The sequence below is a fragment of the Acinetobacter sp. NS-4 genome (assembly GCF_037402435.1).
In the GTDB taxonomy this organism is placed as follows: Bacteria; Pseudomonadota; Gammaproteobacteria; order Pseudomonadales; family Moraxellaceae; genus Acinetobacter.
This window is the reverse complement of record NZ_JBBEUE010000019.1, coordinates 45,966-63,422: the sequence shown is the minus strand read 5'-3', so window position 1 is coordinate 63,422 and position 17,457 is coordinate 45,966. Positions and strand designations below refer to the sequence as shown.

Annotated in this window: 18 protein-coding genes and 1 tRNA gene; 7 read left to right on the top strand and 12 right to left on the bottom strand. The window is 40.2% G+C overall.

What is annotated here, in order from left to right; genetic code table 11:
* From WAE57_RS13480 to WAE57_RS13470, 3 genes are all read right to left on the bottom strand, one after another.
* A partial coding sequence (locus tag WAE57_RS13480) for a DUF4062 domain-containing protein (RefSeq protein ID WP_337710971.1) occupies window positions 1-1,044 on the bottom strand: 1,044 nt, incomplete at its 3' end.
* 70 nt (window positions 1,045-1,114) lie between these two features.
* Window positions 1,115-1,732, bottom strand: a complete 618-nt coding sequence (locus WAE57_RS13475; protein ID WP_337710970.1) for a CatB-related O-acetyltransferase — start codon at window positions 1,730-1,732, stop codon at window positions 1,115-1,117.
* A 111-nt stretch (window positions 1,733-1,843) separates the two neighbouring features.
* A complete protein-coding gene (locus WAE57_RS13470) occupies window positions 1,844-2,239 on the bottom strand; it encodes a RidA family protein (protein WP_337710969.1) in 396 nt (131 codons plus the stop codon).
* A gap of 139 nt (window positions 2,240-2,378) precedes the next feature.
* Between WAE57_RS13470 and WAE57_RS13465 the strand changes: the two genes are divergently transcribed.
* Window positions 2,379-2,966 carry a TetR/AcrR family transcriptional regulator gene (locus WAE57_RS13465; RefSeq protein WP_337710968.1) on the top strand — a complete coding sequence of 196 codons (588 nt, stop codon included), beginning with the start codon at window positions 2,379-2,381 and terminating at the stop codon, window positions 2,964-2,966.
* Between the two features lie 81 nt (window positions 2,967-3,047).
* Here WAE57_RS13465 and greA read toward each other — a convergent pair whose 3' ends face one another.
* The 3 genes from greA to carA form a co-directional block, all read right to left on the bottom strand.
* On the bottom strand, window positions 3,048-3,524 hold the full coding sequence (gene greA, locus WAE57_RS13460) for a transcription elongation factor GreA (RefSeq protein ID WP_237786244.1): 477 nt from the start codon (window positions 3,522-3,524) through the stop codon (window positions 3,048-3,050).
* Window positions 3,525-3,627: 103 nt separating this feature from the next.
* Window positions 3,628-6,858, bottom strand: a complete 3,231-nt coding sequence (gene carB, locus WAE57_RS13455) for a carbamoyl-phosphate synthase large subunit (RefSeq protein ID WP_237786245.1) — start codon at window positions 6,856-6,858, stop codon at window positions 3,628-3,630.
* A gap of 13 nt (window positions 6,859-6,871) precedes the next feature.
* Window positions 6,872-8,011 (bottom strand): glutamine-hydrolyzing carbamoyl-phosphate synthase small subunit, encoded by a 1,140-nt coding sequence (gene carA, locus WAE57_RS13450; RefSeq protein ID WP_301434634.1) that lies wholly within the window; start codon window positions 8,009-8,011, stop codon window positions 6,872-6,874.
* A 312-nt stretch (window positions 8,012-8,323) separates the two neighbouring features.
* Between carA and WAE57_RS13445 the strand changes: the two genes are divergently transcribed.
* Entirely contained in the window at window positions 8,324-8,797 is a 474-nt protein-coding gene (locus WAE57_RS13445; protein WP_337710967.1) for a hypothetical protein, read from the top strand.
* A gap of 151 nt (window positions 8,798-8,948) precedes the next feature.
* Here the strand turns inward: WAE57_RS13445 and WAE57_RS13440 are convergent, their stop codons facing one another.
* Window positions 8,949-9,488, bottom strand: a complete 540-nt coding sequence (locus tag WAE57_RS13440) for a DOMON-like domain-containing protein (RefSeq protein WP_337710966.1) — start codon at window positions 9,486-9,488, stop codon at window positions 8,949-8,951.
* 9 nt (window positions 9,489-9,497) lie between these two features.
* Window positions 9,498-9,821, bottom strand: coding sequence for a ribosome assembly RNA-binding protein YhbY (yhbY, locus tag WAE57_RS13435; RefSeq protein WP_237786249.1), 324 nt, complete (start codon window positions 9,819-9,821; stop codon window positions 9,498-9,500).
* Between the two features lie 196 nt (window positions 9,822-10,017).
* Here yhbY and rlmE point away from each other — a divergent pair, with 196 nt between their 5' ends.
* From rlmE to folP, 3 genes are all read left to right on the top strand, one after another.
* A complete protein-coding gene (gene rlmE, locus WAE57_RS13430; RefSeq protein WP_086176188.1) occupies window positions 10,018-10,668 on the top strand; it encodes a 23S rRNA (uridine(2552)-2'-O)-methyltransferase RlmE in 651 nt (216 codons plus the stop codon).
* A gap of 132 nt (window positions 10,669-10,800) precedes the next feature.
* Window positions 10,801-12,690, top strand: a complete 1,890-nt coding sequence (gene ftsH / locus WAE57_RS13425; protein WP_086176187.1) for an ATP-dependent zinc metalloprotease FtsH — start codon at window positions 10,801-10,803, stop codon at window positions 12,688-12,690.
* 129 nt (window positions 12,691-12,819) lie between these two features.
* Window positions 12,820-13,677, top strand: a complete 858-nt coding sequence (gene folP / locus WAE57_RS13420) for a dihydropteroate synthase (RefSeq protein WP_337710973.1) — start codon at window positions 12,820-12,822, stop codon at window positions 13,675-13,677.
* Window positions 13,678-13,726: 49 nt separating this feature from the next.
* Here folP and WAE57_RS13415 read toward each other — a convergent pair whose 3' ends face one another.
* Entirely contained in the window at window positions 13,727-14,281 is a 555-nt protein-coding gene (locus WAE57_RS13415) for a hypothetical protein (RefSeq protein ID WP_337710965.1), read from the bottom strand.
* Between the two features lie 444 nt (window positions 14,282-14,725).
* Between WAE57_RS13415 and WAE57_RS13410 the strand changes: the two genes are divergently transcribed.
* The gene (locus WAE57_RS13410; RefSeq protein WP_237786251.1) at window positions 14,726-15,040 is read left to right on the top strand and encodes a DUF5713 family protein; all 315 of its coding nucleotides are present in this window, start codon (window positions 14,726-14,728) and stop codon (window positions 15,038-15,040) included.
* A 28-nt stretch (window positions 15,041-15,068) separates the two neighbouring features.
* On the opposite strand, the gene WAE57_RS13405 is transcribed toward WAE57_RS13410, so the two are convergent.
* The 3 genes from WAE57_RS13405 to WAE57_RS13395 form a co-directional block, all read right to left on the bottom strand.
* A complete protein-coding gene (locus WAE57_RS13405) occupies window positions 15,069-15,476 on the bottom strand; it encodes a hypothetical protein (RefSeq protein ID WP_337710964.1) in 408 nt (135 codons plus the stop codon).
* Between the two features lie 116 nt (window positions 15,477-15,592).
* Window positions 15,593-15,678 (bottom strand) — tRNA-Leu (locus tag WAE57_RS13400).
* Window positions 15,679-15,841: 163 nt separating this feature from the next.
* Window positions 15,842-16,573: a hypothetical protein gene (locus WAE57_RS13395; protein WP_337710963.1), complete on the bottom strand. Its 732-nt coding sequence runs from the start codon at window positions 16,571-16,573 to the stop codon at window positions 15,842-15,844.
* Window positions 16,574-16,934: 361 nt separating this feature from the next.
* Here WAE57_RS13395 and WAE57_RS13390 point away from each other — a divergent pair, with 361 nt between their 5' ends.
* Window positions 16,935-17,435 carry a hypothetical protein gene (locus WAE57_RS13390; RefSeq protein WP_237786254.1) on the top strand — a complete coding sequence of 167 codons (501 nt, stop codon included), beginning with the start codon at window positions 16,935-16,937 and terminating at the stop codon, window positions 17,433-17,435.
* Window positions 17,436-17,457: the final 22 nt, after the last annotated feature.

Below are 17,457 nucleotides of genomic sequence, written 5' to 3'. Positions count from 1 at the left end.
ACTAGATTTTTTTATGGCATTTAGTTCAGTCATAAGCTGATCGCCATATGGAGTGAGAGACCAATAAATATTGTTATCAGAAGGTGGATGTTTTTTTGTACTTAATTCAATTAATTTTAATGCTCTAAATTGAACGATAATGGTTCTTAGGTCTTCATTATAAGCTCTTCGATTAGAACGATTTTTCAATTTATTTTTTTCAAAAAACTCTATAATTTCTTCATGGCAATTTACATAAATACAATCGCCTAAAAGCGATAATAAATTTTCTTCGGAATTTTCTACAATTAAGCTGGGTGATAAAAAAGAAAAAATCTGGTTCCAAGTTAATGTAACTGGAACTTGATAAGAATTTTTAGATGCATAGCGATCATCATTTGCTTTGTGAGCTTTATATAAAATATCTAGCATTATTTCATCATCACCCTGAGATAAATTCTCGATACCATCAGGTTTGCTTTTTAAGTTTTGAATTTTATTCTCTAAAATTGTAATTTCATTTCTTAGTTTAAGAATTTCTTGGGATGAATCTTCGGATGGAACTAAACTCGCTCTAACCCAACCTATTGCAGGATGCATTTTTATTGTTTTAGTTAAACTAAGTGCAACTATTCCTGCCACTTGATCTTTATTAGTCCAAAATTTTACTAGACGTCCAGTACATACTTTTTCTCTAAACTTTTCCAATTTATTTTGTAGTTTAGAGTCTTTCTCACATTTGATTTGAGGTAAGTTATTTGGTTCACCATGTACTAAAGCAATTACTTTCATACTTTTAGAAACAGCATAATCGTATTCCATTTCGGTGTAACTTATACCTTCGGGACTAAGCGAACCATATCTTCCACCTATGAGTAAAAGGTAGTAATCACAGTCATCAATGACCTTTTTGATAAAATCCCATTGTTCTTCGTCAGCAGCTGGGAATAACTCCATTCCTGCAGGAATGCAGTCCATTTCCATTAATGTTTGAATAATGTGCTTACGCTCTTCTTCTAAATCTGTAAAAGTTGAGCTTACGAAAACTTGGTATCTTTTATCCATGAAATTAATGCTCTAAATTTTTGATTAATTTAACATTAATTTTATAAGTGCTCAAATTTTAAGTATTTATTTATTCAAAATATTGAACTAGCTTATCTATATCATCCATCTGCAACTGCTCACGCATTTTTAAAAACTGCTTTTCATCTAAGTCATAGAGTTTAAGAGAAAGTAGTTTTTCTATAGCATCAGAAGGAAAACGGTATTTGATAATTTTTGCAGGTATGCCACCAACTACTGCATAAGGCGGCACGTCTTTTGTGACCACTGCACCTGTCGCCACAACTGCACCTTCACCCAGCTTCACGCCTTGCATAATCATGGCACGTGAGCCAATCCAGCAGCCATCACCAATCACGGTGTCACCCGCAGGCACAAAACTGCGTGTATCAAATGGAAACGCTGAAATCCAGTCGGTACGGTGCAATTGGTTACCACCCATCATAATCACGCATTCTGCGCCAAAACAGACAAAATTACCGATATAGAGCTGATCAATAGGCTTCTCAGGTGTCGAAGGCTTGTCATGCAGATAACGCACCACACAACGCTCAAAACCCTGATCCCAATAGGCTGAATAGTAAGAATAATTCCCTTTAATATGAATATTCGGATTCTTCACTGTTTTAGAGATGAATTCGAACTCGCACCAGTGATTCACAGGGGAGTTAATCAGCTTTTCAGACATAAGAGGGCTATAACAATAAGGAATGCGCCATTATACCGAATTGCGATTCAAGCTGAATCAACAATCTCAATTCAGTCAAAAAGCGACTACTAAAGCACGTGCTGATATGATCTAAGCATTGTGAGGAATACGGGCAATGACTTTAATCTCAAAATCGAAACCAGCTAGCCATGTCACGCCAATAGCTGTCCAATTTGGATAAGGTTTTTGCGTAAACACCTGATTTTTAACTTTCATAATAGTTTCAAATTGCTGTTCAGGATCGGTATGAAAGGTGGTGACATCGACAATATCATCGAAAGTACAACCTGCCGCTGCTAATGTAGCAGCCAAGTTTTTAAAAGCCTGTTCTACCTGTTTCTCTAAGTCCGGTTCAGGGCTACCATCTTCACGGCTACCGACCTGACCCGATACAAAGAGTAAATCTTCTGATTTGATCGCAGCAGAGTAACCATGTTGTTCATATAAAGTATGGCGATCTTGCGGAAATATTGCAGTTCTAGTCATGACTATTCTCACTCAATGTCTAATTTAAAAAATATTTTAAAAGTGGCTTAAGTTTTTACATACGCCTCGTATGTAAACATAATTGACATACGAGACGTATGTCAATTAAAATTTGTATATTGATGAGGTAATTAAATTAATGTCTGTTCGTGAACTAAAAATGGCGGAGACCCGTAAAAAACTCATAGAAGTGGCACGTCGCGCATTTGCTGAATATGGTTATGCAGACACTTCAATGGATAAACTCACCGCAGAAGCAGGGCTGACCCGTGGCGCGCTATACCATCATTTTGGCGATAAACGGGGGTTGTTTGCTGCTGTGGTCGATCAAATTGATTCAGAAATGGCGGAATATTCCCAGACGTATCTGGATCAGCCTGATGATCTTTGGGAAGGTCTAATGCTGGAAGGGCGCACCTATATTGAGAATGCCTTGAATCCTGAATTTCAGCGTATTGTGTTACGCGATGGACCTGCGGTACTGGGTGATCCGGCGCATTGGCCAAGTCAAAACAAATGCTTGCAGTCTACCCGTGAGTGCGTTGGACAGTTGTTGGCGATAAACCGGATTAAAACTGTAGATTCAGAAGCGGCTGCCGTATTTTTAAATGGTGCTGCCATGAATGCTGCATTATGGGTGGCTTCCAGCGAACATCCTGAGCAGGTATTACCAGAAGCCTTACATGCCTTTCAGCTCTTTGCGTCAGGATTCTTAAAGGAAGGATAGAGTAGGGTTATTTATAATCAATTGTCTGAATATAAAAACCCCTCATTAGGAGGGGTTTTTACAGCCTAAAATATCTAAGACTTAGAGATATTCAACTTTCACAATTTCGTATTCAACTTCGCCTTGCGGAGTAACGATTTTCACTTCATCGCCTTCGTTTTTGCCCAACAGGCCACGTGCGATCGGAGAGTTTACTGAGATCTTGTTGATCTTAAAGTCTGCTTCGTCATCGCCAACAATTTTATAGGTCTTTTGTTCTTCAGTGTCGATATTTTCAATCGTTATCGTTACACCAAAAACCACACGGCCATTTTGCTCAAGTGTTTTTACATCAATTTCTTGAGCTGCACCCAATTTGCCTTCGATGTCTTGAATACGACCTTCACAGAAACCTTGCTGCTCACGCGCAGCATGATATTCAGCGTTTTCTTTCAAATCCCCATGTTCACGTGCTTCAGCAATTGCTGCAATGATACGTGGACGGTCAACACTTTTAAGTTGCTGTAATTCTTTCTCTAGGGCAATTTTGCCTTCGGGAGTCATAGGATAACGTTGCATTGTTGTCCCTCATATTTGTAAAAAGTAAAAATCAGTAAAAGTACTGATTTATAAATAAAAAAAGCCCGCCACCGAGAGGTGACGGGACTTCTCGGTAACTTAATTAACCTTTAGTAAGGTCTTGCAAGCGGTATACGTCCATTGGCAATTTAATTGCTAATGCTTGGCATACAGCATCGGCACCGTTCAAGGTAGTTGTGTAATACACTTTGCCTTGAAGTGCAGAGCGACGGATCGAGAATGAATCTTCTTGAGCCTGTTTGCCTTCAGTCGTATTGATAATGAGCTGAACTTCGCCATTTTTCAAGCGATCCACGATATTAGGACGGCCTTCTGTGACTTTGTTCACACGTTCACATGCAATACCAGCTTCTTTAATGACATCATAAGTACCGCCAGTAGCGATCACTTTGAAGCCAAGATCAGTTAACTGTTTAGCAATCCCCACTGCACGAGGTTTATCTGAGTGACGTACAGACAAGAATGCGTGTTTTACTTCACCTTCGGTTGGAAGACCAGGTAAACGATCGTTAGAGCCTAACACAGCTTTATAGAACGCTTCACCAAATGTTTTACCAACACCCATCACTTCGCCTGTAGATTTCATTTCAGGGCCAAGAATTGGGTCAACGCCAGGGAATTTGTTGAACGGGAACACAGCTTCTTTTACAGAGAAATGTTCAGGAATAATCTCTGTAGTGAAGCCTTGCGACACAAGAGATTGACCAGCCATACAACGCGCAGCAACTTTCGCTAAAGATTCGCCGATACATTTAGAAACGAATGGAACAGTACGTGATGCACGTGGGTTCACTTCAAGAATGTATACGTCAGTACCTTTCACAGCAAACTGTACGTTCATCAAACCGATTACGCCAAGCTCTTTCGCCATTGCAACTGTTTGACGACGCATTTCGTCCTGAACTTCTTTAGATAAAGAATAAGGAGGAATAGAACATGCAGAGTCACCTGAGTGAATACCGGCTTGTTCGATGTGCTGCATGATACCGCCAATCACAACGTCTTTACCATCAGATACGCAGTCCACGTCAACTTCGATTGCATCGTCAAGGAAGCGATCAAGAAGAACAGGCGCTTCGTTTGATGCTTGAACCGCATCACGTAGGTAGCGTTTCAATTCGTCATCGTTGTAAACGATTTCCATCGCACGACCACCAAGTACATACGAAGGACGTACTACAAGTGGGTAGCCTACTTTAGACGCTTCAGCCATACCTTCTTCAGCAGATTTTACGATGCTGTTGTTTGGTTGACGAAGTTGCAGACGTTGAATCATTTGCTGGAAACGTTCACGGTCTTCTGCGCGGTCAATTGCATCAGGAGATGTACCGATAATTGGCGCACCCGCTTCTTCTAAAGCACGAGCCAGTTTAAGCGGAGTTTGACCACCGTACTGAACGATAATGCCTTTAGGCTTCTCTAAACGTACAATTTCAAGTACATCTTCAAGGGTAATCGGTTCGAAGTACAAACGATCTGAAGTGTCATAGTCGGTAGAAACAGTTTCAGGGTTACAGTTCACCATGATTGTTTCATAACCGTCTTCACGCATTGCAAGGGCAGCGTGTACACAGCAGTAATCGAACTCGATCCCTTGACCAATACGGTTAGGACCGCCACCGATCACCATGATCTTATCTTTAGCAGACGGATTCGCTTCACATTCTTCATCGTAAGTTGAGTACATGTAAGCTGTGTCAGATTCGAACTCTGCCGCACATGTATCAACACGTTTGTAAACTGGGTAAACGCCCAAGTTCCAACGTTGTTTACGGAATTGTTTTTGTGAAATGCCCATCAAACCAGCGATACGAAGGTCAGATAAACCTTTGCGTTTAAATGCACGAATATTATCAGCATTTAAATCGCCAAAACCTAAAGATTTGATTTGTTCTTCAGTTTTGATGATATCTTCGATTTGAATCAGGAACCACTTGTCGATGTTGGTTGCAGCAAATACTTCGTCTAATGTGAAACCGTGACGGAATGCATCAGCAACATACCAAATACGCTCTGGACCTGGAACTTTAAGTTCAACCAAAATCTTGTCTTTCGCGCCTTCAGTACCTACAGCGATTTTTTCGTCAAAACCGCAAGCACCCACTTCAAGACCACGAAGTGCTTTTTGCACTGATTCCTGGAAGTTACGGCCAATCGCCATCACTTCACCCACAGATTTCATCTGAGTTGTAAGCGTTGCGTCAGCTTGCGGGAATTTTTCGAAGTTGAAACGAGGAATCTTGGTTACAACGTAGTCAATTGCAGGTTCGAAAGATGCAGGAGTCGTACCGCCAGTGATGTCATTTTTCAATTCATCAAGCGTGTAACCAACTGCCAGTTTCGCAGCAATTTTCGCAATAGGGAAACCCGTTGCTTTAGATGCAAGCGCAGATGAACGAGATACACGCGGGTTCATCTCGATCACAACCATACGGCCGTCTTTCGGGTTAATACCGAACTGAACGTTCGAACCGCCAGTTTCAACACCAATTTCACGAAGTACAGCTAAAGAAGCGTTACGTAGTAATTGGAATTCTTTGTCAGTCAATGTTTGCGCAGGAGCTACAGTGATTGAGTCACCTGTGTGCACGCCCATTGGGTCAAAGTTTTCAATAGTACATACAATGATACAGTTGTCATTTTTGTCACGAACAACTTCCATCTCGTACTCTTTCCAACCAATTAGAGATTCATCGATCAATAATTGTTTAGTCGGAGAAAGATCGAAACCGCGTTCACAGATTTCAATGAATTCCTCGCGGTTGTAAGCGATACCGCCGCCTGAACCACCCATGGTGAATGAAGGACGGATAATTACAGGGAAACCGAAGCGTGCTTGAATTGCCAAAGCTTCTTCCATTGACTCGGCAATGTCAGCTTTTGGACATTCAAGACCAATTTTACGCATCGCGATGTCGAAGAGTTTACGGTCTTCAGCTTTCTCGATTGCTTCTTTAGTCGCACCAATCAATTCAACATTGTATTTTGCAAGAATGCCATGCTCATCAAGGGCAAGGGCACAGTTCAATGCTGTTTGACCACCCATTGTAGGAAGAACAGCATCTGGGCGTTCTTTCTCAATGATTGCAGCAACAGTTTGCCAAGTAATCGGTTCGATATACGTAGCATCTGCCATTGCAGGGTCAGTCATAATGGTCGCTGGGTTAGAGTTGACCAAAATAACGCGGTAGCCTTCTTCACGAAGTGCTTTACACGCTTGCGCGCCAGAATAGTCAAACTCACAAGCCTGACCAATCACAATTGGACCAGCACCGATAATTAAGATGCTTTTAATGTCTGTACGTTTAGCCATGATGCTTCCTTAATTACTTCTTAGATGCTTCGATAAGTTCGATGAAATGATCGAACAGTGGTGCGCAGTCATGTGGACCAGGGCTTGCTTCAGGGTGACCCTGGAAGCTGAACGCAGGTTTATCTGTGCGATGCATACCTTGTAAGGTTTGGTCGAACAATGATTTGTGCGTAGCTTTCAAGTTAGCCGGTAGCGTGTCTGTATCTACTGCGAAGCCGTGGTTTTGAGAAGTAATCATTACTGTACCATCTTCAAGATTTTGTACAGGATGGTTGGCACCGTGGTGACCGTGAGGCATTTTCACAGTTTTTGCACCTGATGCAAGTGCAAGAATTTGGTGACCTAAACAAATACCAAATACCGGAATTTCTGTGGTTTCTACAATTGTTTTTACAGCTTCAATTGCGTAGTCACATGCAGCTGGATCGCCGGGGCCGTTCGACAAGAACACGCCATCTGGATTAAGTGCAAGAACGTCAGCAGCAGGAGTTTGTGCAGGCACTACAGTCAATTTACAACCGCGGTCTGCGAGCATACGTAAGATGTTGGTTTTGACACCGTAATCGTATGCAACAACATGGAATTTAAGTTCTGGTTGAGAGAAACCTTTACCAAGAGCCCAAGAGCCTTCAGTCCACTCATAACCTTCAGGGTCACAGCATTCTTTAGCAAGGTCTAAACCATTAAGACCACCAAATGCACGTGCTTTTTCTAGTGCTTGTTCTTCAGTGATGTTTTCGCCTGCAAGAATACAACCGTTTTGTGCACCTTTAGCTCGCAGAATACGCGTTAATTTACGTGTATCGATATCCGCGATAGCAACAACATTGTGTTGTTTAAGGTAATCACCAAGTGATTGTTCGGAACGGAAGTTGCTATGCAATAAAGGCAGGTCACGAATGATCAATCCGTTGGCCCATACTTTATGAATTCGACCTGACTCAGCGTCTTCATCATTACAACCTGTGTTACCAATATGTGGGTAAGTTAGGGTGACAAGTTGTTGTGCATAACTCGGGTCAGTCAAAATTTCTTGATAGCCAGTCATGGCAGTGTTGAAAACGACTTCACCAGTCGTACTACCCGATGCGCCAATTGAAGTACCTTTAAAAATAGTACCATCGGCAAGGGCTAAAATTGCTGGGGTGCTCAAACCAAAGCTCCTGAAATTTAGGCTGTAAAAAAGCGAGAAGACGAAAAAAAAGGAAGGCTATTATAAAACCTACCCTCCCTATGTCTGCTCGCTTGAACTTAACACGGCATTATACGCAGAAAGCTCTTTAAAGTCCATTTTATTTAACTATGAATATGTAAGATAAATGCCTTGTGTTTTGTTGAAAAGTCTGTTTGTGCTGCTGTGTATATAAAATGTAAGCAAATTAGAATTGTCTAACAAATCAAAACTTAAATTTTATCAAAACCGACTACGCTAGTGCTCTCATACAATAACTATAGGAACAAGATCATGACAGTAGAACAAAAGACAGTGAAAGCAAAAACCACTTTAAAAGAAGTGGTCGCAGAAGGTGCTGACAAGTTGGAACACGCATCTAAAGAAGCGCAGCAAAAAGTGAAAGAAGCAGTGACCGAATCAACTGAAAATGTAAAAGTTGAAGCGAAAGAGCTACATGCCAATGTACAGGATCAGGTTCAAAATCTAAAACAGGATCTTTTTCAGCGTATTGAAACCATTAAAAAGCAATTGAATTTTTCACAAAAAGATTTAAGTGAATTGAAGGAGTTCATCAAATCTGAATTTAATGCTGTGATTGAAGATTTATCGAAACTTGGCAAAGAGTTAAAAGAGGATGTCAGCCAAATTTCAGTAAAACATAAAGACCATCTGGCTGAAACTTTAAAACGTTCTAAGGAGCATACTTTAGATGCGTGGAAAAAGGTGTCGGTTAAGTCGGATGATGAACCTACTTTAAAAAGCTGATAGATAGGTAGAGAAATCTACTTATATACTGGCGAGGAAGGTCGCTATGCTGGTTTTCCTTCAGTCAACATTGCAGATCTACGCAATGCAGACATAAAAAAGTGAGGTACTTTGCCTCACTTTTTTATTATTTGAATATTACTGCTATGCTTTAAAACTGATGTAGCCAATCACGTTTGTTATGAAAGTCTGCATTTGGACTGCTGTGTTGCATCGCAAAGTATTGCTCGCCTTGCGAAGTTTGGAGTACAGCCGTTAAGCCCAAGAATAGATCCGACCACTGTAATTTGTGCTTTAACATAAACTCGGTTAAGTCCAGGCTCACATTTAAACCGTAATGGGTGCGTTTGAGCTGGTTGAGCTCAATATCATGGGTAGCTTGCGGCGGCATATCTTCAGGATAACGATATTCTTCAAACAGATACGCTTGCCATGCCTGGGAAGGGGAGAGATTGATTTCTCGATAGAAATCTTCACCCTGTACCCCAATAAAAATTTCAAAACAGGTGTGTTCCCACAAGAAATCCTGACGAGGATGATCTTGAACCATTTCAGGCCATTGCATGAGCTGATTGGGATCACGTAACCAGTAGCCCACATTTAAGCTATATGGGCTTTGTTGTTCAATCGCAGCAACTAGGGAGATCGATTGAAAGCGACGATCAAAGGCGCTAAGTTCGTAACTGGCCATGAAATCTGCTTAGTTCGATAAATGAGCGTGACGAACTAAGTTAGATAATTTGGCATTTTGTTTTGCCGCTTTTTTATAAAGCAAAGCAATTTTACCAATTTTTTGAACAACTTCAGCACCAGTTTGAGCTGAAAGGTCTTCAATTAAAGATGCGCGTTCTTCACGATCTTCAGCCACAATTTTCACTTTAATCAATTCGTGATCGTTTAAAGCACGGTTGAGTTCTTCAACCACAGCTTCAGTCAAACCTTTATCGCCAAGCATAACCACCGGGTTCAATGCATGACCAATTTGACGTAAACGTTTACGTTCCTGAATAGATAAAGCCGCCATAAAGATAACCTAATTTTAAAAACGGCCTAGTATAACAAATGCCAAGTTTAAACGCTGTATATTCTGTTGAAATAATCAATTTAGATAATTGAAAAAAACATCACCAAAGATCAGATTTAGATACAGATGTATACTGCAACAGTGGTGTTTTTCACGTACAATCATATATTAGAAGTTTTTTATTATTTAGAGAGTTATGGCGACACGCATTACCAACCAGAAGTTGTCAAAAAGTAGTCGAGAGTGGATGCGCGAGCATTTGGATGATCCTTTTGTAAAGAAAGCGCAAAAGGAAGGTTATCGTGCGCGTGCTGCTTATAAGCTTCTTGAAATTCAAGAAAAATACAAAATTATTAAACCGGGCATGACTGTCGTTGACCTGGGTGCTGCACCTGGAAGCTGGTCGCAAATTGCCGGTAAGTTAGTCGGTGATAAAGGGTTATTGATTGCATCCGATATTTTGCCTATGGATGCATTGCCTGATGTGACCTTCCTGCAAGGTGACTTCCGTGAGGAAGAAGTTTTTGAAAAATTGTTAAATATTTTAAACGGACGGACTGTAGACGTTGTAATTTCGGATATGGCCCCCAATACATCAGGTAATAAGGCTGTAGATCAACCGCGTCAAATTTACCTGTGTGAACTGGCTTTAGATTTTGCCAATAAGGTTTTAGGACCTAAAGGCCAATTTGTAGTCAAGGTTTTCCAAGGCACCGGATTTGATGAATTCCGTAAACAAGTTGTAGATAGCTTTGATGTATTGAAGACGGCAAAACCCGCTGCTTCACGTGCCCGTTCTAAAGAAGTATTTTTGATCGGGCAAGGTCGTAAGAAGGCTTCTAAATAAAGTTTACTTGCCAAGACGTTAAAAATTGTGCATTTTGTACATTTTTAAAATATTGCAAAGCTGATCTTCAGCTTAAATTAAGGTCATCCATTTCTGGGCATGATCAAATTAGATTGATATGGGAATAAAGCTTTGAGCGATCTCTTCAAGAATGCCGTATTGTGGCTGGTGATACTGGGTGTGCTGATTCTGATTTTCAGTAACATCAGTGACCGTAATCAACCGACTGCAATGAATTATTCAGAGTTTGTTTCAGCGGTGAATGCTGGTCAAATTAAGCAAGTCACCATTGATGGCGAAAGAATTCGTGGTGAAAAAACAAACGGTTCAGAGTTTGAAAGTATTCGTCCTGCGGTTCAAGACCCAGAACTAATGCCAAGCCTCATTAAACATAATGTTGTCGTAGAGGGCACTGCTCCTGCACGTCAAGGTTTGTTGATGCAACTTCTTATCGCTAGTTTCCCTGTACTTTTGATCATTTTGTTATTCATGTTCTTTATGCGCAACATGGGTGGTGGTGCAGGTGGTAAAAGCGGACCAATGAGTTTTGGTAAATCAAAAGCAAAAATGCTTTCTGAAGACCAAATTAAAGTTACTTTTACCGATGTTGCCGGCTGTGATGAAGCAAAACAAGAAGTTGTTGAAATTGTTGACTTCTTAAAAGATCCTTCAAAATTCAAACGTCTGGGTGCAAGTATTCCTAAAGGCGTGTTGATGGTTGGTCCTCCGGGTACCGGTAAAACCTTGCTAGCTAAAGCCATTGCCGGTGAAGCCAAAGTTCCGTTCTTCAGTATCTCTGGTTCTGACTTCGTAGAAATGTTTGTCGGTGTTGGTGCATCACGTGTACGTGACATGTTCGAACAGGCAAAACGTCATGCGCCTTGTATCATCTTTATTGATGAGATTGATGCTGTGGGTCGTCACCGTGGTTCAGGTACCGGTGGTGGTCACGATGAACGTGAACAGACCTTGAACCAGATGCTGGTAGAAATGGATGGTTTCGAAGGCAATGAAGGGATTATCGTTATCGCTGCAACTAACCGTGCAGATGTACTTGATAAAGCCTTGCTTCGTCCAGGCCGTTTTGACCGTCAAGTGATGGTTGGTTTACCAGACATTAAAGGTCGTGAACAGATTCTTAACGTGCATTTGAAAAAATTGCCTTCACACACAGGTGTGGATCTGAAAATTCTTGCTCGTGGTACACCTGGTTTCTCTGGTGCACAATTGGCTAACCTTGTAAACGAAGCAGCATTATTCGCTGCACGTCGTAACAAGAATACTGTCGATATGCATGACTTTGAAGATGCAAAAGACAAGATCTACATGGGGCCTGAGCGTAAATCGATGGTGATTCGCGAAGAAGAACGTCGTGCTACCGCTTACCATGAAGCAGGTCATGCCATTGTTGCTGAAATTTTACCGGGCACAGATCCTGTACATAAAGTGACTATTATGCCGCGTGGTTGGGCATTGGGTGTGACCTGGCAGTTGCCAGAACACGACCAGACCAGTCATTACAAAGACAAAATGCTGAATGAAATTTCAATTTTATTCGGTGGCCGTATTGCTGAAGAAGTGTTTATTAACCAGATGTCGACTGGTGCTTCCAACGACTTTGAACGTGCAACCAAAATGGCGCGTGCAATGGTGACTAAATACGGTATGTCAGACAAAATGGGCGTGATGGTCTACGAAGATGAAAACCAGAATGGTTTCTTTGGAAACGTAGGTAGCCGTACTATTTCTGAAGCGACTCAACAACAAGTTGATGCTGAAGTTCGTCGTATTTTGGATGAACAATATAAGGTTGCTCGTCATATCTTGGAAAATAACAAAGATATCGCGCATGCAATGGTGAAAGCGTTGATGGAATGGGAAACCATTGATCGTGATCAAATCCGTGACATCATGGAAGGTCGTGAACCACAACCACCTAAAGTTTATGTTGCTGAAAATCCTGTGATTGATGTAACCCCGACAGATGGTCCTGCAACACCTCCACCATTACCGGCCAGCTAAGCTGAATGTTTAAAAAGAGTCTCAACTGAGGCTCTTTTTTTATGGGGGATGATGATCGGAATGAAAAGATTTCAGTTTGTATAAATTCAGACTTGCTAGAATAGCCCAACTGTTTGAAGGAGAAACATGATGCGACTAATACCATTACCCAATCGAGTGCTGAAATGTGGGGAAATGCAGCTAGATTTGTCTACGCCGCATGTGATGGGAATTCTAAATGTGACTCCAGACTCTTTTAGTGATGGTGGTAAGCATAATGCTAAAGATACTGCTGTGGCTCATGCCTTGCAGATGATTGCAAATGGTGCAACGGTGATTGATGTGGGCGGTGAATCCACACGGCCGGGAGCTTCAGCAGTGTCAGTTGAGGAAGAAATTCGTCGGGTTATGCCAGTGGTGCAGGAATTGGCGAAACATGAGGTGATCATTTCAATTGATACTTCGGAACCTGAAGTCATTAAAGCTGCTGTGCAAGCAGGTGCCCATATCTGGAATGATGTCCGTGCGTTGACACGTCCGCATGCCTTGGCAACTGCGGCTCAGCTGAATATTCCTGTGATTATTATGCATATGCGTGGTGAACCCACCACCATGAATAATTTGGATCAATATGAGGATGTAACGCTGGATGTCATCCGTGAACTGTCGCAACGGGTTCAGGATGCTTTGGAGATAGGAGTCAAGCCTGAAAATATCATGATTGATCCGGGTTTTGGTTTTGCCAAAAATGCACAGCAAAACTTAAAACTATTAAATGAATTTTATAAATTAAATGACTTGGGTTATCCCATTCTTTCAGCCCTATCACGTAAACGTTTTATCGGTGAAGCATTGGGTGGGGCAGATGCACAGCATCGAGCGGTTGGTTCGGTAGCGGCGCATTTGCTTAGTATTCAGCAAGGTGCTTGTATGGTACGTGCGCATGATGTTAAAGAAATGAGTGATGCAATTAAAGTTTGGAATGCAATGAATAATCTAGCAGTATAAACAAGAAAAGGCTCGATAAGGTATCGAGCCTTTTTGCTTTAAGAGGTAATTATTTGCCTTTATACTCAAGCGAAGAATGGTGAACAACGATTCGTAATTTACCTTCGTTATCTTTTACAAATTTCCAGGTTTTATCTACAGTTGTTACTTCGCCTTTCTTATTGGTAAAGTGGACTTTGCCTAAAGTGCTTGCACTGTCACCGGATATATTTATAGCTGCATTATCGACTTCGCATTTTTGCCATCCACCGAGGGCAAAGCCTTTGTCATTAGGATAATTTGAATCTCCTCCCACGAAATAAGACAAAGCACCTTCTTTTGTCGTTCTGAATGTTTGTGGATTTGTGGTTAATGTGGGTTTAAACAAAACAGGGCCATCTTGATAAAAATATGCGCTATCAATGACCTTGCTTGCGAAATCACTTGCTGCCTGTTTTCCGCTTTTATCATAGGTTGAACTGATATCAAGTAATGCTTTACACCAGGCTTGTTGTGCCGCTATTACTTCGGGTTCAGAAATAATATTTTTTTGAGTATCTTTCGTGGGTGTGGTAGAGCATGCTGCTAAGGTTATTCCAAGAAATGTAACTAAAATGGCTTTCATAACATTTCCCTATAAAAGTTATGTTTTTATTTTATAAGTTAGATTTTATTTAAATCCTAGCCATTCTATCCTATGTATCGAAAACTCAACCAAATCCCTACATGAAATAAATTTTAAAATAAATTAGTAACTTAGATTGTAAGGTGAGAAGGGTTACAGCTTTAATTGTTCTAATGATCGTGTAGTGAGCCATAAATACAGAAAGTAAAAGCTAGTATGGAAATAATCCATTTAGGATTTAGGTTGTGCTTGAATTGTGCAGGCACATGATGTTGACAAGATCAGTAATACCATTACTTTGCAGGGCTAGGAATCATGCTGAATATCAAAGTTCAAATGCATTAAATGAAGGAGGGTATCCCCCGTATTTATGGTTGGGTTTGGTAATTTTGTTTCTTTGTGTTATATAGGCTCGCTTTAATGCGTGTCTTTTTTGAGTTTTGTATGTTTGAAGATTTACTTCTCCCTATGTTTGATGATGAATATTATCCCGATATTCTGGTGGCTGAAGTTAAGCAGCTTATTCAACAGTTTGCGAAAAAATTAGCCAAAACTGATTTATCTGAAACTGAGATTTATCAATTTGCTGCTGAAACAGTGGTTTTAATTAATAAAATGAAGCCACAGTTTGAAGATCTTGAGTCATCTTTAGATGATACTGCCGCAGATTATATTGCTGAAGCCATGATGATGGTGGTGCAAGATCAGGGCTATATGGATATTGAAATGGAAGAATTGGTGTCTAATAGAGAGTGGTAAGTCACTCTCTATTGGTTAGAATCTATGTTTAAAGCTTATCTAGATTAGACAATAGTTCGGTGAGATGGCAACTTGCCTGAGGATAAATTTCTGCTATCCCATCTACGATTAAGTGATATTCCTTATTTTCAGAATAAGCACTTGCTCTTAGATTAAGCCAAAAGTGCGGGTCTTGTTGCAGCAAATTTCTGATTCGCTTTTCATCTTCAGGATGATTAAAATGCAGCGGATAAGGGTATTTCGCTAAAGTGCAATGCTTTAAAATGAGTTGTCCTTGTTTTTCGCTTATGGTGCCAGAAAACAAATCATAAACCTTTTGGGTTTGTGGTTTTTTAATAGCCTCTAGCGCATGAGTCAAGTTTGTACTGATCAATATAAACAGGCAGCCGCAGAGCAGGATAAACAGGAGCAGGGTATATAGTTTAATTCGTTTCATTTTTATTCTTTTTTTATTTTTTGAATATTTTTAATCTATTTATCTTAATCATTCAGGCATAAAAAAACCAGCTTATCGCTGGGTCTTTTATTGCACCATTTTAATCAGTATTAAAATGGTGCCCGAGGCCAGACTCGAACTGGCACGCTTTGTGGGCGGGGGATTTTAAATCCCCTGTGTCTACCGATTTCACCACTCGGGCATGTGCGCAATAATAGTGGACGAAATAAAACTTGGCAAGTGTCTTTCCGTGTATTTGCTTTCTTTTCAATCAATTCATGTGTTTATCGCAGTAAAATAGGGCTTTGACCGAATTTTTGTGGTTAGGAGCTTATTTGAAAGATGAGCAAAGCTATTTTTAAAATCTACATCAAACTATCCAGATAGGTTTCGACATCGACATACTTGTGGGTTTTACACAGTTCATTTTCATAACGAATCAGCTGTATATGCAGATCGATAAACTTTTTTTCTTGTTGTCGCAGCGTATGGCGTGCAGCTGAGTTCTTGCTGGTGAATAGGCTTTTAAATTGAATTTTTAAAACTTGCTTATAGGCCCAAAAGCAGATGCGGCGGGTTTCTTGCAGATAAAAATATTGCTCGTTTTGAGTCCCTTCACGAAACATATTTTCTTTGTAAAAACGAACAAAGCCAAAACTTAAGGCAAAGAAAAATAGAATGATTTGTAAAACTGTACTTTCAATATAGGCGATATTGACTGTTTGTAGCACAATTACAACTGCCAGTTTAACTGGAGTATGGCGAAGTTGCTGATATAAAGAAGTCGAGCTATGTTTAATTTGTTTAATAACCACTGGAGTGTAGAGCATAAACAGCAACATAATGGCTAGAACGGCAATTCCTTGTGCGCGAAAAGCATTAAATTGAGGAAATTGGCTAGCAATATAAGGGCTTAAACTCATTGAAAGAGAGATGAAAATCATGGCGGCGAGAACCCAGGGAATCAGTTCTTTCAGTTCGTCTAAGATGCCTTTGGTTTTGATCATGCTATAAAACAAATAATTTCTTTTAAACGCTGCAGGGTATTGTTCCCGAAGTTGTTTTAAAAAAAGTGCAGTTTGCTTATTGCTGATCATAAGGATTAAAGAAACATAAAAAGTAAGGCTAATATAAAGGATTTGACAGTATTTAACAGAGAAATATCCTGCAACTTACTGTTTCCTTCATTTCAAAATAAATCTTTATTTGGTTGTTTGAATTGAACTAAATTTTCAGTTCGCTATATAGACTTAAATTTTGTCTTTACTTATTTCACATGAAGACATGGGTATTTGATGTATCCATAATGAGTGGGAGATATTGCACTCAATAATCAGGCTTTCAGCCATATTTTAAATCATGTGATAGGTAACAGTATCGGGAGCTTGATTTTATTCCTGTATTCAGTCTGGAATTATGCGAAAATAGTCCTTTCTTATTTTTGTCCAAGGACAGTTCATGACTGATCAATCTCCTGAATCTTTAAGCGATATCGAAATTTTAGACATTTTACAGTCCATGAAAGACGATGAGCTGAATACTGAAGCGAAAGAGATTATCCGTAATGGCGGTAAGGCTGGTCGTCAAGAAGCACATAAACAGGCATTGGTGGCTTTAAATGCCAGCTTTGAAGACAAGTTTGTTGAAGCTGTGACTTTGGCACTGAATTTAAACGAAGCGCAAAGCAAAAAAATTCGTTATAAAAAAGACCGTATCCGTATTTTAAAAGCACGTGGCATTGATTATTTAGCTATAGATGGTGCCGAAACGGCACAGGTTTTATCGCAAGTTGCGCAAGCCATTGTACGTGAAGATGCTGTAGTCACTCATGACCTGCATAATATTTTTCCTTTCTGGAAAGAAGGCTGGCCTATGGTGCAGTTTGACAATGCTTATAAAATTCTGGAAGAAGACATTACCATTCACTATCAAGCTGTCTTAGATGCTTTAATCGCTTAGTCTTAAAAAGACAATTAAAAAG

Excerpts from the sequence above, each read along its gene's own strand:
- WAE57_RS13475 (WP_337710970.1), bottom strand. The coding sequence starts at position 1,732 with ATGTCTGAAAAGCTGATTAACTCCCCTGTGAATCACTGGTGCGAGTTC.
- WAE57_RS13470 (WP_337710969.1), bottom strand. The coding sequence starts at position 2,239 with ATGACTAGAACTGCAATATTTCCGCAAGATCGCCATACTTTATATGAA.
- WAE57_RS13465 (WP_337710968.1), top strand. The coding sequence starts at position 2,379 with ATGTCTGTTCGTGAACTAAAAATGGCGGAGACCCGTAAAAAACTCATA.
- greA (WP_237786244.1), bottom strand. The coding sequence starts at position 3,524 with ATGCAACGTTATCCTATGACTCCCGAAGGCAAAATTGCCCTAGAGAAA.
- carB (WP_237786245.1), bottom strand. The coding sequence starts at position 6,858 with ATGGCTAAACGTACAGACATTAAAAGCATCTTAATTATCGGTGCTGGT.
- WAE57_RS13445 (WP_337710967.1), top strand. The coding sequence starts at position 8,324 with ATGACAGTAGAACAAAAGACAGTGAAAGCAAAAACCACTTTAAAAGAA.
- WAE57_RS13440 (WP_337710966.1), bottom strand. The coding sequence starts at position 9,488 with ATGGCCAGTTACGAACTTAGCGCCTTTGATCGTCGCTTTCAATCGATC.
- yhbY (WP_237786249.1), bottom strand. The coding sequence starts at position 9,821 with ATGGCGGCTTTATCTATTCAGGAACGTAAACGTTTACGTCAAATTGGT.
- rlmE (WP_086176188.1), top strand. The coding sequence starts at position 10,018 with ATGGCGACACGCATTACCAACCAGAAGTTGTCAAAAAGTAGTCGAGAG.
- folP (WP_337710973.1), top strand. The coding sequence starts at position 12,820 with ATGCGACTAATACCATTACCCAATCGAGTGCTGAAATGTGGGGAAATG.
- WAE57_RS13415 (WP_337710965.1), bottom strand. The coding sequence starts at position 14,281 with ATGAAAGCCATTTTAGTTACATTTCTTGGAATAACCTTAGCAGCATGC.
- WAE57_RS13410 (WP_237786251.1), top strand. The coding sequence starts at position 14,726 with ATGTTTGAAGATTTACTTCTCCCTATGTTTGATGATGAATATTATCCC.
- WAE57_RS13405 (WP_337710964.1), bottom strand. The coding sequence starts at position 15,476 with ATGAAACGAATTAAACTATATACCCTGCTCCTGTTTATCCTGCTCTGC.
- WAE57_RS13395 (WP_337710963.1), bottom strand. The coding sequence starts at position 16,573 with ATGATCAGCAATAAGCAAACTGCACTTTTTTTAAAACAACTTCGGGAA.
- WAE57_RS13390 (WP_237786254.1), top strand. The coding sequence starts at position 16,935 with ATGACTGATCAATCTCCTGAATCTTTAAGCGATATCGAAATTTTAGAC.